This is a genomic window from Mesorhizobium sp. M1A.F.Ca.ET.072.01.1.1 (genome assembly GCF_004023325.1).
GTDB lineage: Bacteria > Pseudomonadota > Alphaproteobacteria > Rhizobiales > Rhizobiaceae > Mesorhizobium.
The window spans coordinates 1-15,855 of sequence record NZ_RZSF01000150.1; the positions used below are offsets into that span (position 1 = coordinate 1).

General features: G+C 62.6%; 16 protein-coding genes and 1 pseudogene. 5 read left to right on the plus strand and 12 right to left on the minus strand.

The features are described 5' to 3' along the window. Positions 1-337 precede the first annotated feature (337 nt). A complete protein-coding gene (ftsZ, locus tag EOA32_RS20245) occupies positions 338-1,330 on the plus strand; it encodes a cell division protein FtsZ (RefSeq protein WP_067328519.1) in 993 nt (330 codons plus the stop codon). Here the strand turns inward: ftsZ and EOA32_RS20250 are convergent. Next, on the minus strand, positions 1,312-1,566 hold the full coding sequence (locus EOA32_RS20250; protein WP_128372675.1) for a hypothetical protein: 255 nt from the start codon (positions 1,564-1,566) through the stop codon (positions 1,312-1,314). The two genes, ftsZ and EOA32_RS20250, sit on opposite strands and share 19 nt — an antisense overlap. Before the next feature lie 178 nt (positions 1,567-1,744). Here EOA32_RS20250 and EOA32_RS20255 point away from each other — a divergent pair, with 178 nt between their 5' ends. From EOA32_RS20255 to EOA32_RS20265, 3 genes are all read left to right on the plus strand, one after another. After that, positions 1,745-3,076: a hypothetical protein gene (locus EOA32_RS20255; protein ID WP_128372683.1), complete on the plus strand. Its 1,332-nt coding sequence runs from the start codon at positions 1,745-1,747 to the stop codon at positions 3,074-3,076. A gap of 192 nt (positions 3,077-3,268) precedes the next feature. Further along, positions 3,269-4,099: an SIR2 family protein gene (locus tag EOA32_RS20260; RefSeq protein ID WP_095777407.1), complete on the plus strand. Its 831-nt coding sequence runs from the start codon at positions 3,269-3,271 to the stop codon at positions 4,097-4,099. 163 nt (positions 4,100-4,262) lie between these two features. After that, on the plus strand, positions 4,263-5,375 hold the full coding sequence (locus EOA32_RS20265; protein ID WP_245499334.1) for a beta-glucosidase: 1,113 nt from the start codon (positions 4,263-4,265) through the stop codon (positions 5,373-5,375). Positions 5,376-5,384: 9 nt separating this feature from the next. On the opposite strand, the gene glf is transcribed toward EOA32_RS20265, so the two are convergent. Next, positions 5,385-6,521, minus strand: a complete 1,137-nt coding sequence (gene glf / locus EOA32_RS20270; RefSeq protein ID WP_128372685.1) for a UDP-galactopyranose mutase — start codon at positions 6,519-6,521, stop codon at positions 5,385-5,387. Positions 6,522-6,523: 2 nt separating this feature from the next. Beyond that, on the minus strand, positions 6,524-7,423 hold the full coding sequence (locus tag EOA32_RS20275) for a glycosyltransferase (RefSeq protein WP_245499335.1): 900 nt from the start codon (positions 7,421-7,423) through the stop codon (positions 6,524-6,526). Positions 7,424-8,021: 598 nt separating this feature from the next. On the opposite strand from EOA32_RS20275, the gene EOA32_RS20280 reads away from it, so the two are divergent. Further along, on the plus strand, positions 8,022-8,939 hold the full coding sequence (locus EOA32_RS20280) for a hypothetical protein (protein ID WP_128372677.1): 918 nt from the start codon (positions 8,022-8,024) through the stop codon (positions 8,937-8,939). Between the two features lie 30 nt (positions 8,940-8,969). On the opposite strand, the gene EOA32_RS20285 is transcribed toward EOA32_RS20280, so the two are convergent. The 9 genes and pseudogenes from EOA32_RS20285 to EOA32_RS20325 all read right to left on the minus strand — a co-directional run. After that, positions 8,970-9,386, minus strand: coding sequence for a c-type cytochrome (locus EOA32_RS20285; protein ID WP_128372678.1), 417 nt, complete (start codon positions 9,384-9,386; stop codon positions 8,970-8,972). Beyond that, positions 9,367-10,245, minus strand: a complete 879-nt coding sequence (locus tag EOA32_RS20290) for a cytochrome c oxidase assembly protein (protein ID WP_095832162.1) — start codon at positions 10,243-10,245, stop codon at positions 9,367-9,369. Before EOA32_RS20290 ends, EOA32_RS20285 begins: the two co-directional genes overlap by 20 nt. Next, on the minus strand, positions 10,242-10,583 hold the full coding sequence (locus EOA32_RS20295) for a hypothetical protein (RefSeq protein WP_128372679.1): 342 nt from the start codon (positions 10,581-10,583) through the stop codon (positions 10,242-10,244). Before EOA32_RS20295 ends, EOA32_RS20290 begins: the two co-directional genes overlap by 4 nt. After that, positions 10,583-11,188 (minus strand): cytochrome c oxidase subunit 3, encoded by a 606-nt coding sequence (locus EOA32_RS20300; protein ID WP_128372680.1) that lies wholly within the window; start codon positions 11,186-11,188, stop codon positions 10,583-10,585. Before EOA32_RS20300 ends, EOA32_RS20295 begins: the two co-directional genes overlap by 1 nt. Continuing rightward, on the minus strand, positions 11,185-13,161 hold the full coding sequence (ctaD, locus tag EOA32_RS20305; protein ID WP_128372681.1) for a cytochrome c oxidase subunit I: 1,977 nt from the start codon (positions 13,159-13,161) through the stop codon (positions 11,185-11,187). Before ctaD ends, EOA32_RS20300 begins: the two co-directional genes overlap by 4 nt. Beyond that, positions 13,158-14,171, minus strand: a complete 1,014-nt coding sequence (gene coxB / locus EOA32_RS20310) for a cytochrome c oxidase subunit II (protein WP_245499336.1) — start codon at positions 14,169-14,171, stop codon at positions 13,158-13,160. Before coxB ends, ctaD begins: the two co-directional genes overlap by 4 nt. Further along, positions 14,168-14,701: a c-type cytochrome gene (locus tag EOA32_RS20315; RefSeq protein ID WP_066993828.1), complete on the minus strand. Its 534-nt coding sequence runs from the start codon at positions 14,699-14,701 to the stop codon at positions 14,168-14,170. The genes coxB and EOA32_RS20315 overlap by 4 nt, the downstream gene beginning before the upstream one ends. Then, positions 14,698-15,567, minus strand: a complete 870-nt coding sequence (locus EOA32_RS20320) for a substrate-binding domain-containing protein (protein WP_128372682.1) — start codon at positions 15,565-15,567, stop codon at positions 14,698-14,700. The genes EOA32_RS20315 and EOA32_RS20320 overlap by 4 nt, the downstream gene beginning before the upstream one ends. Then, positions 15,548-15,855, minus strand: a pseudogene (locus EOA32_RS20325) (PQQ-binding-like beta-propeller repeat protein); the annotation flags it as partial. The pseudogene EOA32_RS20325 and the gene EOA32_RS20320, both read right to left, overlap by 20 nt.

Below are 15,855 nucleotides of genomic sequence, written 5' to 3' on the forward strand. Positions count from 1 at the left end.
CTCGTGAGCAGGACGTCTCCGGCTCTGCTTGCGACGGATCGCGGTCCTCAGGGCAGCTGGCCGCGCGAAGGTCCGAAGCGGCCCGGACGTATCTCAGGGAAGAGGACGCGGGCTGCTTCGACTGAACCATTTGTCTTTCGTCGCCCCCCGCACCGGCACCGGTTCACGCAGGGTTGCGCTCGGGAACCATGGCGCTCCTGAAGCAAACTTGCGATTTGACGCCCTCAGCTTGACCTTGCGGCGAGGCCTGTCCTCTGATTCCCTGATCTTGGCGGGACCATCTGATTCGTTTGCTAGTTGCTCTGGCGCAGCCGCTGCGTCCCGTAGAGAGATCACAATGACCGCCAAGCCGGAAATCCTGGAGATGAGACCTAAGATCACCGTTGTCGGGGTCGGTGGCGCTGGCGGAAACGCTGTCAACAACATGATCGCTGAAGGCCTGCAGGGGGTCGAGTTCGTCGTCGCCAATACCGACGCCCAGGCGCTCACCATGTCAAAGTCGCCGCGGCTGATCCAGTTGGGTGCGCATGTGACCGAGGGCTTGGGCGCCGGATCTCTCCCCCACGTCGGCAGCGCGGCCGCTGAGGAATCCATCGACGAGATCATGGATCATCTGGCGGGAACGCACATGTGTTTTATCACGGCGGGCATGGGAGGCGGCACCGGGACTGGCGCCGCGCCCGTCATTGCGCGTGCGGCGCGCGATGCCGGCATTTTGACGGTGGCCGTTGTTACCAAGCCTTTCACGTTCGAGGGCAAGCGCAGGTCTCAGGCCGCCGAAGAGGGCATAGAACGCCTTCGCGAAAGCGCCGACACCGTGATCGTCATCCCCAACCAGAACCTTTTCAGGGTCGCAGATGCCAGGACGACGTTTGCCGATGCCTTCGCTATGGCGGACCGTGTTCTCTACGCCGGTGTCGGCTGCATCACGGATCTCATCGTGAAGGAAGGCCTGATCAATCTCGATTTTGCCGACGTGAAGTCGGTGATGCGGGACATGGGCCGGGCGATGATGGGAACCGGTGAAGCCTCGGGGGAGGGCCGCGCAAGGACGGCGGCCGAGGCAGCAATCGCCAACCCGCTGCTCGATGAGGCTTCCATGACGGGCGCCAGAGGCTTGCTCGTATCGATCTGCGGCGGCACGGACATGACGCTCTTCGAGGTCGACGAAGCCGCGACACGGATACGCGAAGAGGTCGACGCCGACGCCGACATTATCGTCGGCGCCATCTTCGACCAGGCGTTGGCCGGAAAGTTTCGGGTGTCGGTCGTCGCGACGGGTCTGCGGAAGAGCGAAGACATGCCGCAGCTTCAGCAGAGGATCGCCTGAAGCCGGCCTTCCTGGTTGGCGAGATCCCGCGGCGAATCTCTGCTCGTCGCTATGATCTGGTTGGCTTTCGGTGGACTGCCAAGGCCCCTGCGGCCGGGATCGCGGCGAGCGATCGTAGCTAGGGTTTTCAGTCGAACGAACTGGAGCAGATCAGCTGGCCGTTTTTTGTAACGGGCCATTCTCTCGGCGATGAGGCCCGAGCGGGCTGCGATCTTTGCGCCGGCGCCGGTGAACATTTTTCCCCTGAGACAGTTTGGAGTGCCTTGGGGAATACCGGAAAGCCACTTGGACAACACGGGATTAACGGACAGCACGACCAGTGACGCGGAGCGCTTACTCGCTGTCCGGTCCGCGGGTCTGCAGTGGATCACGGTGGCCGGCTCATATTTCGCCACTGAGGACGGCGAGCCGTGGATGCCGATCGGGCAGAATGACGCGATAAGCTGGCCTGAGCTAAATGGGCTGTTCCGGCGCAAGGACATAGCCGGCGTGGAGGCTCACCTCCGCTGGCTTAAGCAAAGCGGCGTCACCTGCCTCAGGCTGATGCTGGAATATGCTCAGGTCCGCCACCGCTACTTCGAGCGGCCGCTCGGTCGCTTCGTTCCTGCTATCGTGCGGCTGTGGGACGATCTTTTTCGTCTCTGTGAAAAGCACGGTTTGAGAATACTGCTCACCCCGTTCGATACATTTTGGCAGTGGCGGCACTGGCGTCATCACCCCTATAATCAGAGGAACGGCGGCGTGCTGGATCAGCCCTCGCGCTTTCTGGTCTGCACGGCCACGCGCCGCGCCATCAAGGCAAGGCTGGAATTCGCGGTGCGCAGATGGGGCGGCAGCGGCGCGCTCTTCGCTTGGGACCTCTGGAACGAGATCCATCCCGAGCAGGCCGAAGGCAGCGCCGACGATTTCGGCGACTTCATCCACGATCTCGGTGCTTTCGTTCGCCGGCTGGAGATTTCGCTCTACGGCCGCTCCCACCCGCAGACGGTTTCGCTCTTCGGACCGGAGCTTCGCTGGCGGGCGCACATGCCGCTCCGCGAACCTATCTTCCGGCATCCGGATCTCGACTTCGCCTCCCTCCACATCTACGAGGAGGGCACGATCGATCATCCCCGCGACACAGTGGCCCCGGCGCTCGGCCTGGGGCGGATCGTCGGCGAGGCCCTGGCCGAAACTCGCGATGGCCGGCCGTTCCTCGACAGCGAACATGGCCCGATCCATAGCTTCAAGGACAAGAAGATCACGCTGCCGGAGCCGTTCGACGACGAATATTTCCGCCATATGCAATGGGCGCACCTGGCTGCCGGCGGTGCCGGTGGCGGCATGCGCTGGCCGAACCGTACGCCGCATGTGCTCACACCCGGCATGCGGCGGGCGCAGCGCTCGCTGGCGGGTTTCCTGCCGCTGATCGACTGGAGTCGATTCCGACGTGTCCATCTCTGCGGCCGGGTGCGGGTTTCCCGCCCCGATGTCGCGGCGGTAGCCTGCGGCGACGATGCCCAGGCGGTGGCCTGGCTGGTGCACCGCGAAACGATCGGGCCCAACGGCATGCTGCAGGCCGACGTGCAAACCGAGCCCGTCATGATCGACCTGCCTGGGCTGGCTCCGGGTAGCTACCGCATAGTCGGCTGGGATACTGCGGCCGGCACGCAAGCGGCGGAATGGCGGGCGCAAGCGGACGGTAGGTTGAAGCTGGAGGTGCCACCGTTCGCGACCGATGTCGCGCTCGCGATCCGCCGATGCTGAGAGGGACCGAAGCCAGCCCGTCCGTCTCTGCTTTGCCTTGCTCGATGGCAAGCTCCGAGACCTTGCCGAGGCCGACCGGGAGTATCGGCGGTCTTCTACATTTTCGCGGCTGAGCGGGGAACACTTCATCCACCTTCGGGTTCGGAAGTTATGCGTCATGCGCCGCCCGCGGCAGCCCGCTCAGCTTCGGCAATGAACGAGGACCCGATTATTCCACTCGCGAAAGCGATCCGAGAGCGCAATGCGGTGCTCTTTGTCGGAGCTGGTGTTTCGATGAGCGTGGGGCTGCCTTCCTGGGAGAAGCTGATTGAGCGCATGGCGAGCGAACTCGGCCTGGATGGGGCAAGACCGCGTGATCGCTTCCAAACCCTGGCCGAGTATTACCGGATCAAGCACGGCAGCATCGGGCCGTTGCGCAGTTGGATGGACAGGCACTGGACCGTGACCAGGGAGAAGATTCGGGAGTCCGAACTGCATCGTCTGATCGTCGCGCTGGATTTTCCGGTGATCTACACCACCAACTATGACCGGAACCTCGAAGTCGCCTTTGAGATACACGGCCGCGCATACGTGAAGGTGGCCAATGCTCGGGATGTCTCGAAGGCTCGCCGGGACGTCGCGTGCATCGTGAAATTCCACGGCGACTTCGATGACGATTCCTCGCTGGTCCTTACGGAAACGGACTATCTCGATCGGCTATCCTTCGATTCGCCGCTCGATGTGCGGTTTCGTTCCGATGCATTGGGCAGCACGGTTCTGTTCGTCGGCTATAGCCTCTCGGACCTGAACATCCGGCTGCTGTTGCATCGGCTTTGGCAGACATGGAACCGTTCGGGCTACGAGGCGGATCGGCCGCCGTCATACATTTTCATGGCGAGCCGAGACCCCGTCGAAGAAGCCGTGCTGGGGCGTTGGGGTATCTCCGTGCTCACAGGCGACAACGACGATCCGGAAGTCGGCCTCGTGAGTTTCCTCAGTCGGCTGGCCGAGGTTGTGAACGATCAGGAGATCACGCTGGGCTGAACGCCGTTCAGCATGCGGCAAGAACGAAGAAGTTGCCCAACCCATAGAGGGCTTCGGCCGTTGGTCGACAGTGCCGGCCAATGCAAGGAGTAAGAATGTGCCACAAGCCGTTAGCCCAAACGTGAATCCAGCTGCCGGCGCTGTCACATTCGGCAGTTTTTTCATGGGCGGTTTCGAATGCTCCTCGCACCGGCGAAAGGATGGTGTGCGTCTCGATCTCGTGCGGGCGACTGGCCATGATTCTCACGCAGAACGCGACTATCGCGGCTGCGCGAACCTTGGCCTCAGAACTGTTCGTGACGGGCTACGCTGGCACCTGATCGAGAATGCGCCGGGCGTGTACGATTGGTCGAGTTGGGCGCCGATGATCGAAGCGGCAAATCTCGCCGGCGTTCAGGTCATCTGGGATGTCTTTCACTACGGAACCCCCGATTATCTTGACCAGGGCGGGACGGAGCTGATCGAGCGCTATGCCGATTTCGCAGCGGAAGCTGTCCGGTTGCATCGGGCCGTCAGCGGGAAGCCTGCGCTCGTCTGCCCGATCAACGAGATATCGTTCTTCGCCTGGGCAGTCGAAGTGGGCTATTTTCCACCGGCCGGCCCAAGCCGAAGGGGTTGGTTCAAACGCCACCTCGTCAAGGCTGCCGTGCAAGGCATACGAGCCATGCGCCAAGCGGATCCAGAATGCCGGTTCATCTGGGCCGAGCCGCTTATTCACATCGCGCCGCGCGATCGAAGCCGCGCGGAAATGCGGGCGGCTGAAAAAGTCCGTCAAGGACAGTTCGAAGCGTACGACATGCTGATGGGGCGCGTCGAGCCGCAGCTTGGCGGCAGCGAAGATCTCATCGATGTCATCGGTCTGAATTTCTACCCGCACAATCAGTGGTACCTGCACGGGCCAACAATCCCGATGGGGCATCACGAATACCGGGCTCTGTCGGAAATGCTCGTCGAGGTCGCCCAACGCTACCGACAGCCGATGTACATTGCGGAGACCGGTGCGGAAGGATCGGGAGGCCCGGCATGGCTTCACTATGTATGCGACGAGGTGCGGGAGGCTATGAACCAAGGCGCGCCGGTCGGGGGAATCTGCCTTTATCCGATCACGGCTTACCCGGGATGGGACAATTCACGCCACGCCGAAGTTGGCCTTTTCTCCGTCATTCATGCGGATGGATCGCGCCGCACCCGTCAGTCGATAGCCGAGGAACTGGCGAGGCAGCAGAGGCTGTTTGAGCAGCGTTCTCGACCCACGCAGCCTTGCATGCCGGAGTAGCAAGCGGCCTTAGCCCGGCACAGCCATTGCCGGCTGCAAGGCGCCTCCAATTGGGACCGTCTTCTGAATGCGGGCGAAAGTAGCCAGAGCCTGACCCACGACCTGGTCCATATTGTAATAGCGGTATGTCGCAAGGCGGCCGACAAACCAGACATCCGTGCGACTGGCGGACAAGGCTTCATATTGCTTGTAGAGCGCTTCGTTTTCCGGCCTGGGCACCGGGTAATACGGATCGCCAATGTCGGTCGGGTATTCATAGGTGAGGCTTGTCCGGGCGTTCTTCTGACCGGTCAAATGCTTATACTCGGTGATCCGGGTGAAGTCCTCCGTTTGCGGATAGTTGACCACAGCGACCGGCTGGAACTGTTCGCATTCGACGGTCACGTGCTCGAAACGCAGTGAGCGATACGGCAGGCGGCCAAGTCTCCAGTCGAAGAATTCGTCGACAGGGCCGGTGTAGATCAGCTTGCGGAACGGAATCCGGTCCCGGACCTCACGATAATCGGTCTGCAGCATGATCTTGATATTGGGATGGTTGAGCATGCGCTCGAACATGCGCGTGTACCCGTTCGCGGGCATGTGCTGGAAGCTGTCGCCGAAGTAGCGGTCGTCGCGGTTGGTCCTGGTCGGAACCCGGGCGGTTACCGATTTGCTGAGCTGGGAGGGGTCTACGCCCCATTGCTTCCTGGTGTAGCCGCGGAAGAATTTCTCATAGAGTTCCCGCCCGACAGTGCTGACCACGACGTCCTCGGCCGTGTGGACTTCCTCGATGGTCTCGCGGCGAGACGCGAAGAAGTCTTCCAGTTCCACCGGATCCAAATCGAGACCATAGAGGCGGTTGATCGTATCGAGATTGATGGGGATCGGGAGAAGCATTCCGTCGACCGCCGCCAGCACACGATGTTCATACGGCCGCCATGTCGTGAAGTGTGACAGATAATCCACGATGGACCGCGCATTTGTATGGAATATGTGCGGCCCGTAGCGGTGGATGAGGATGCCTGCTTCGTCGTAGCAGTCATAGGCGTTGCCACCGATGTGATTGCGGCGATCGATGAGGAGAACGCTTTCTCCCCGCTGCGAGGCAATCCGTTCGGCGAGAACGCTGCCGGCGAAGCCGGCGCCGACGATCAGCCAGTCGAACATGGTCAGGCGCTCCTGCGGAACGGGACGACCTTTTTCCGAGCACTGGCGTTCCTGATGTGAGCGGCCATGCCATTCCATGTGCGCTTCCAGGACATGTCCGCGAGATAGGCATCGACCTGCGGAAGCCGCGCCTCGCGCGATTGGGTAAGGACGGATCGCAGCTTGGTGTCGACGTCCTCGGCGTCCACTATGTCGACGAGCCCGGCTGCGCCGTAGGTTCGCACAACATCGACGATTGCTGTTGAGACCACCGGCAGGCCAGCGGCGAGGAACTCAGGCGTTTTTGTCGGGCTGATGAAGCGTGTGGCCTCGTTGAGCGCGAACGGCATCCAGCCGGCGTCCCAGTGGCGGAGATAATCTGGAAGATCGGCATAGGCTTTCCCGCCGAGCCAATGCAGATTGTCCGCTGTCGGCAGGCTGCTCGGGTCGATCTTGACCACCGGACCGAGCATGACGAAATGCACGTCCGGCATGGCCTTGGAGGCCTGGGCCACGAGATCGATGTCGAGGCGCTCGTCGATGACGCCGAAGAAGCCCACCCGTGGATGAGGAATGCCGAATTGATCGGCCGGGTCCTTGCCGGGTGTCCTTGCCTTGTGGAAGTGGCTGACGTCGATGCTGCTCGGAAACGGATAGATGGCACGGTGCTGGCAGCGCTTCGCTTCAAAGAGGCTCAAGCCGCCGGTGAAGACCACGTCGGCGCGCCCGAAGAGCGCTCGCTCCATCATGGCCAGCTCGGTTGGCGCATTCTTGAACGCCGAAAGTTCGTCCATGCAGTCATAGACGCAGACATCGCAATTGATGTGCGCGCTGAAGCGTAGGGCCATGGGCGTGTAGTACCAGGCGGTCAGGTTGGTGTGCGGCGTCGAAGCGATGATCCGGTCGAGATATTTGCGCTGCACGGCATCAGCTCTGGCCGGGCTTGTGCCAATTGGAAGCAGAGGAGTCGCGACCCGAATTGCCGGCGCCACCTCCGAGAAACGCATCGAAGGATGCGAGCGCTCCTCGAAAACAGGTTCCTCGAAATAGATAATCTCATGTTCCTTCGCGGCCAAGGTAAGAATATGTTGTGGACGCTGATAGACAAAATTCCATCGTAAATGAGAGAAGCATACCAGTAAGTCTTGCGTCTTCGTGGTTTTTCTGCGAGTTGGTATTCTTATTGCCGCGTCCATACAAATTTTCCCTAGTGGCAGAACGGTGTATACTGCGATTAACATTTGTTAATCGCAGGCAGCGGAGGCGAGATCCACCTTTCCGTCTAACTTTCCGTCGAATAACTTGTTCCAGCCGCGAACCGTTAAAGCGGCGAAGGATCATGCCGCGGGGCTGCTGCTCCTTTGGGCGTTGGGGCCAAGATTTGCACGCAGGTTCCTGGGGACGGTCACTCGGTGGCCGTATTTCGGTAGCATGGGCAGCTAAGCTGTTCGACGGCTCCAACGATTCGCCTGGACCGGAGCCAAACGAGCCTCAAACGGCCGGCAATTGCTGGGGCAGGTGATGAAGATCGAGTTCGAGACGAATGTGTTCCCGCTCTTCCATCCGCAGGCGGTGGATGATCTCAAGGATCCATGCCCCGTCTTTGACGGCAGGCTTTGGCACGTCTTCGGCTCGAGCGGCACGGTAACAACCGAGAGCTGGAAGATACTTCACGCAACCGCGCCGGAGCTGCATGGTCCCTGGACGGAGCACGAGCCCATCGAGCTTCCTGTCACAGGATCGGGCGTTGCCGCGCCCGGTGTTGTCTACGAGCTCGGCGTCTTCCACATGTTCATCCAGACCGAGTTCATGAAGTCCGGCGGCCGCTGTGAGCACGCGGTGTCGAATGATGGCTTCAACTGGGTGGTGCTCAACCCGGCAATCCTGTCGCTCCCTGGCACGGACGAAGATGGGATCTATGATCCGCATCCGGCGATCATCGGCGGCAAGCGCTACATCGCCTATTCCGGCATGCCGAAATTCAGTCGTGTGCCGCAACCCGATGTCTACCTGGCGCGCAGCCAGTCGGACTCGTGGTTCGGACCTTGGAAGCGGCTGGGCAGGATCCTCGACCATAGTGAGATCCCACACCACAATACGCGCGATGATCCCGACTACGAGTGGGGGATCGAAGGCGCCCAACTGGTCGAGCTCCCCGATGGCCGCGTGCTTCTCAACGCCACGTGCTTCCTTCCGCGGGGAGCGCGAGGAAGCCGACAACGCGTGTTTTTCGCCATCGCCGCCGAGGTTACCGGACCCTACGTTTCGATCGGTCCGGTTCTTGATCCAGGCGGGCCAGGAGAAAACGGTCACTCGACCGTCATGATCGAGGGCGAACAGCTAACGCTTTTTTATCAGAGCCGTGTCGCGGCGACGAACCATCGCTGGCGATATGGCCTCGCCAGATGCGATATCAGCGTCCTGTCGAAGGTTGCGTGACAGCCCGGGTTCCGACGCGGCGGGGTTCAATCATTTCAAAGCATAGAGATAGGCCGCGATATCACGCGCCTGCTGCTCGGTGATCCTCGTCGATGGCATGGCGGTGTGCGGATTAATCTCTCTGGCGCCGCGTATCCAGCGGATCAGGTTCTCCGGATTGTTCGCCAGCACGCCGCCGATAATGACCCGGCCGGCGAGGCTGGCGTCGAGGCGCGGGCCGACCTGACCTTGCGCGCCCGGCACGCCAGGGATCGTATGGCAGCCGGAGCAGCCGTTCGCGGTCATGATCGGAATGGCGCGCGCGCCCACGCCGCCGGTTGCCGCATCCGACTTGTGCCGGACACGATCACGCCGGTCGCCCCATAAGGCCACGGCGGCGACGGCTACGGCAACTACGATCATGGCGGCGAGGGCGCCGGCGATCAGTCTAGCCAGATCGGAGCGCATGCGTCGCCTCCCTGGTTCCGCTCTTGCTTATCCAGAGGCCGGCGAGCAGCAAAGCGGCTCCGCCATAGATCAGGCCAGCCGGAACCCACATCACCAGACCCGCAAGCTGCTGGTCCTCGATCGGGCTTAAACCCCACAGCGCTGCGCCACCGGCATTTTCCGGATACCAGAGTTTGGGCGACAGCAGCAGCAGCACGCCGAGCAGGCCGGTGTGCATCGAGGTGAAGAAGAGATGCATGACAGCGCTGCCATAGGCCTGCTGCCGACCGGAACGGGGCAGAAGCGCCCACCAGAACAGCAAGGCAGTGCCGAGGAAGCTCGCATGCTGGGTATAGTGCAGCACGCCCCGCTGCAGGGCTGCCTCGAACAGGAACGGGATGTGCCAGATCCAGATGGCGATCGCGTGGATGATTGTTGCGTTGAGAGGGCGGCTGGCGAAGGCCCAGACCGCCTGCAGCATCTTGCCATGCGTGAGCCTTCCCGTTCTCTGCCGAAACGCGACCGGTAATGCCCATACCAGGGCCGCGCCGGGGCGGGCTGCAACCAGCAGCGGAGCCGCCAGCGCCATCAGCAGCTCGTGCTCGATCATGTGAGCGGCAAAGACCCGCTCGCCGAGCGCATGGATCGGGCTGACCAGCGCTCCCGTCAGCACGCACCACCCTGCGGCGAACAGCAAGGTTTGTCGTATCCGCTCTGGTCGGCCTCGGCTGCTGCGGCGCCACAGCCGGTTGGCGCCGGTCGCATAGATGAGCGCCAGCGCAGCGAGCGGAAGCGTGATGGGAAGCGCAAGCGTCCAGCCGGCCTCGGGCGCGCCGGCGCCGTAGCAGATCGAGGTCGAGAAGAACGCCTCGAAGCTCATCGCAGGCACTCGTCGAGGATGAGCGCGGCGCTGGCCTGCATGAAGATGACGAGGGCAAACAGCAAAGCCGAAAGCATGCCGAGATCGGCGATGAATCGCTCGGTGCTGCGTGTACGCTCCGGTTTGAAGGCGGCGCCGCCTTGCCGCTTCGCCTGCCACGACAGGACGCCGCCGAGGAGCGAAAACACCATGAGCACCAGTGCGACGAGAAGCACCACCGGGACCTGGCGATTACATTGCCGGGGCACCAGCGCGTAATTCAGCTGCGTAGAGATGGCCCAGGCCAGAGGCCCCGACACAAGACCACCCCAGGACGTTCCCAAACGCAGCGCGCGCATCAGCCTAGCCTCGGGACCCAGTAGATGAGCAGATAGATCGGGATCCAGGTCAAGACCACGAAATCCCAGTAGAAGACGTTGTCGCCGACGTCGCCGAAACGCCGGCCGCTATAGGCGTGGCGCGTGAACATCAGCACTGTCAGAACGATCGTGTCGCCGACGTCGGTGATCAGATGGATGGTGTGCAGGCCGAGCAGCACCCAGAGCATCGAGCCATAAGCGTTGGTGTCCCAATAGATGTTCAGGGCCGGAAACTCGAACCAGCGCACGATGAGCGGCACGCTGCCGAGCAGCGACATCACCACCATGCCGATCCGCACCGGCCCGATGGCGCATTGCTTGGCGTAGCGGTTGAGGAGGTGGTTCGGCACCAGGCTGACGATGAGAAGCAGCGTCACGATCGTTCCCGGCCAATGGTTGGGCTCCGGGGCGCTCAGACGCCAGTTGGGCCACAAGGTCGCCAGATAGAGATAAGCGCCGGCCGCCAGCGCAAAGCCCATTCCTTCCAACGCCATGAAACCGAGCGTACCCCACCAGGTCGGGCTGCGCGGACCAAGCCCGAAGCTTGGCAGTCCCGACAGATCGGCGGCGGGACGCTGCTTCATTCCTCGTCCTCCGGCGTATCTTTCGGCCAGAACCAGCCGATCAGGGTGATTGCGATCGGCGCGGCGCCCCAGACGATCGCCCAGGGCGTGAAGATCGAATACAGAAAGGTGCCGCCGACAGCGATCGCAGCGACCAGGGGCCAGATCGACGGCGTCGCCGATTTCTCGCGGATATCGGGATGCGCTTCCGCCACCGTCGAGATGAGGAGCTCGCGCACATCGACGCGAAGACCGGTCGCGACGGGAAGGGCCTCGCGTTCGGCCCAGAGCGGCTCGACATTCGTGACGATTGGAATGCGCGCGAAATTATAGCTTGGAGGCGGCGAAGACGTGGCCCATTCCAGCGTGCCGGCATCCCAGGGATTGTCGCCGGCCGGCGCGCCTTTCAAGGCGCCATGCACGAGGTTGAAGGTGAACAGCACGAAGCTCAGGAAGAAGAGCACCGCGCCGCCGGTGATGAACAGGTTGATGTTCCCCCAGCCAAGCTCGGCCGGATAGGTATAGACCCTACGCGGCATGCCCCACAGGCCGACAAGGTGCATCGGGAAGAAGGCCGCGTTGAAGCCGATGAAGGCCAGCCAGAAATGCCAGCGTCCGAGGCGCTCGCTCATCATGCGGCCGGTGATCTTGGGGAACCAGAAATAGGCGGCACCCAGCAGTGGGAAAACCGAGCCACCGATCAGCACATAGTGGAAATGCGCGACGACGAAATAGGTGTCGTGCACCTGCAGGTCGAGCGGCACCGAGGCCAGCATGACACCGGTGAGACCGCCAATGACGAAGATGAAGAAGAAACCGAAGACGAAGAGCAACGGCGTGCGGATCACCGGTCTGCCGTCCCACAAGGTCGCCAACCAGCAAAAGATCTGCACGCCGTTGGGAATGGCGATCAACATGCTGGATGCCGTGAAGAAGCTTGCACCGAGGTTCGGCAATCCCGTCGCGAACATGTGGTGGACCCAGAGACCGAACGACAGGAAGCCGACCGCGATCAACGACAGGACCAGCCCGAGATAGCCGAACGCCGGCCTTCGAGCGAAAGCGGGAATGATCGCCGAGACGATGCCTGTCGCCGGCAGGAAGATGATGTAGACCTCGGGGTGACCGAAGAACCAGAACAGGTGCTGGAACAGCAGGGCGTCGCCGCCCTCCGCTGGATTGAAAATATGCGTTCCGACCAGTCGGTCGAGGATCAGGAAGGTCGAGGTGATCATGACCGCCGGCATGGCGAAGACGACGACGAATGAGGTCACCAGCAACGCCCAGACATAGAGCGGGATCTTGTCCAGCGACATGCCTGGCGCACGCTGCTTCAATACGGTGACGATGGTCGCGACGGCGACCGCCAGCGATGAGACCTCGGTATAGGTGATCATCTGCGCCCACACGTCGGCGCGCTTGCCGGGACTGAATTCGGGACCTGACAGCGGCACATAGGCGAACCAGCCGACATCCGGCGCCATTGAAAGGGCGAAGGACACCCAGGCGAAGAGGCCTCCCGAGACATAAATCCAGTAACTGAACGCGTTCAGGCGCGGAAAGGCGATGTTGCGGCTGCCGACCATCAGCGGCACCAGATAGATGCCGGTCGCCTGGACGATGGGCACGGCAAACAGGAACATCATGGTAACGCCATGCATGGTGAACAGCTGGTTGTAAAGGTCCGGCCCGATCAGGCCGCGTTGCGGTCCCGAAAGCTGGATGCGCATGGCGACGGCGCTCAGCCCGCCCAGGCACAGAAACCCGAATGCCGTGATCAGATAGCGCCTTGCGACGACCTTGTGATCAACGCTGGACAACGCGCCGAGGATGCCGGGCGGCGTCCGCCATGTGCGCGCGAGCCAGCGGTGAAGGCTGGCATCGTCCATGCCGGTGTCGCGCGGCCCATCACGTTCGGGGGCAACGTCGCCCTTGGCAGTCGCCTCACGTTCCGGCGGCAGGTCGCGTTCGCTGGCCAGGTCCGCGCTGCTCATTTCAGGCCCTCGAGATAGGCGACGATCGCGTTGAGCTCGTCACCATTGAGCTCGACCACCGGCATGTGGGAGCCGGGCTTGATGCCTTGCGGATCGGCTATCCAGGCGGCGAGATTGCCGCGGCTCATCGTCAAGGTTCCCGCGGCAAGCGTTTGCCGGCTGGCAATGTGGGTGAGATCCGGAGCGACCGTTCCGCCCGCGGGCGTGCCGCCGATCTTGTGGCACATCACGCAGGGACGCTTGAGAAACAAGTCCGCGCCCGCCTTAGCCTCGTCGCCCGTCGGGGCCGCGGCCGGCTGCAGCTGGTCGTTCCACCAGGCGTCGAACTTTGCCCGCGGCTCGGCGATGATGAAGGTGCCCATGTTCGCATGCTGCGCGCCGCAGAACTCGGCGCACTGGCCGCGATAGGTTCCGGGCTTGTCCGCCTTGATATCCAGCACGTTCATGTGACCGGGGATGAGGTCGAGCTTGCCGGCCAGACTTGGGATCCAGAAGGAATGGATCACATCGGTCGAGGTCAGAAGAAGCCGCACCGGCTCGCCGGCGGGAATGTGGATTTCGTTCGCCGTCGTCAGGATGCGGCTCGGCGTGGCATCCTCATAGCGCACCTCCCACCACCACTGGTGCCCGGTCACCCGAATGGTGAGCGCAGCGTTCGAGCCGATTGCCGCAAGCGTCCTGTTGGCGAAGAAGCTGAGCAGGGTCAGCCCGACCAGCGTCGCTGCGGTCAGCCCGACAGCGATGACCACAACGCGCAATTTGCGATGGTCGGCGCTGGCGTCGAGCATCAGCGGCTCGGTGCGCCTGGGTGGCCGCATCAACAGCGGTGCGGCGAGAGCGATCATCACCAGCACCCACACTACCGAGCAAAGCCCTACGAAGAACCAGATCAGCCATGCCAACTCGTTCGCCGCGGGGCCTTTCGGGTCGAGGGCCGATTGCCAGCCCGCGCATCCCTGGAGAGAAAGGACGCTTGCCGCGGCAAACGCCATCGAGGCGAGGCCTTTCACGGCGACTTCCCCAGCGTGGCGGCATCCGGCATGCGGTTTTCCGACGGATGGGGCATCATGTCGTCATTTCGCTGTGGCGCAGCGGAAGAGGGCGCGTTGCCGCTGAGCGAACGCACGAAGGCCGCCAGTTCCCAGATCTGATCGTCGGGGATCTTGTTGCGGAAGCTCGGCATCCCGTTCGGACGTCCGTCGCGGATGGTGGCGTGAATGCTTTCCATCGAGCTGCCATAGATCCATTTCTGGTCCATCAGCGCCGGGCCCATGCCGCCGCCGCCATTGGCGTGGCATCCCGAACAGTTGAACCAGCCGAACAGGCGCTTGCCCTCGCTGAGATGAAAGGCGTTCGCCTCGAAGCTCGCCGCCTTGTTGTTGCTGGGGGAGGGCCTTTGGCCGCCAGGTTCCAGCGTAGTCACGGGCGTGGGCTGCCCGCCGGAGCCGAGCGAAGATTGCGGGCGCGTGTCCCGCTCCTCGCGCTGGCATGCCGCCAAGGCGAGCGTCACGGACAGCAGCGTCGCGAAACCCAGCCTCATCGCACCGGGCTCCCGGCGATGTCGAGAAGCGGAACGCCATATTGCGTCAGAACCGCGTCGATCTCGGCCTTGTGCCTAGCGAGCGCGCTATTCACATCGCCGCGCAGTCGATCGTCCTCGCGCCGAACGCCCATCGAGATGTCGTACATCAGCGGCAGTTGCGGTCCATCGATGCGAGGTGTGACCGGCGTGATCCGGAGCGGCACCTTTTGCTTCGTAGCGAAGTAACCGGCGAGCGGGCCCCAGACCACGGCGACGTCGACCTCGCCGCTCGCGACAGCTTCGACGATGCGCGCCGCAGGGTTGGGAGCGGAATAGTCGCCGTAGACCGGGTAGCCGACGAGATGTCCGACAATGCCGCGACGGCCAAGCGCCTGGACCGGCGGCGAATTGGCGCCGTCATCGCCGATGAGCTGAACGCCGATGCGCATGTCGCGCAGCCGTGGATCGTTAAAGGACGTTACGTCCGGCCCATCCTGTCGTGCGACAAAGACGTAGGAGGATCTGTAATAGGGCGAGGTGGTGCGCAGCATTTCGACATTTGCGGGCGTTCCGAGCACCAGATCGCAAAGCCCGGCTTTCAGCGTGTTGCGAACGAAGCCGCGGCGCTGCGCCCACCAGGTGTAGGTAAGCTTGGCGCCAAGGTCGGCCGCAACGATCTCGGCGATCTTGTTCTCGAAGCCTTCGCCGCTGGCGTCGGAGAACGGCATGTTGTTGGGATCGGCGCAGGCGCGCAGTTCTCGCGCATCCGCCGCGCCGGCCAGAACCAGCCAGACCAGCGCGACGAGACCGGCCACGAGGGCCCGCAGGGAGGATCTTTTCGCCAGTGCCGTCGGTTTGAATGCATCAAGGCAGTCGGAACACATAGAGCGTGCCTCCCGCCGTTGTCACGTTTTTCAAGTCCTTCATCGCGTTGACGAAACCGAGCGCAGCAGTGGCATCGCGCGGGTCGAGATCGCCCGAGACGATGGCGCCGGCCCAGCCGCCAACGCCGGACAGGATCGCGACATATTGGTGTCCGTCGGGGCCGCGATAAGTCACCGGCTGGCCGATGATGCCGGAGGAGGTCTTGAACTGCCAAAGCAGCTCGCCGGTCTTCGCGCTGACGGCCTTGAACCAGCCCTCCATGGTTCCGTAGAAGACGACATCGCCGG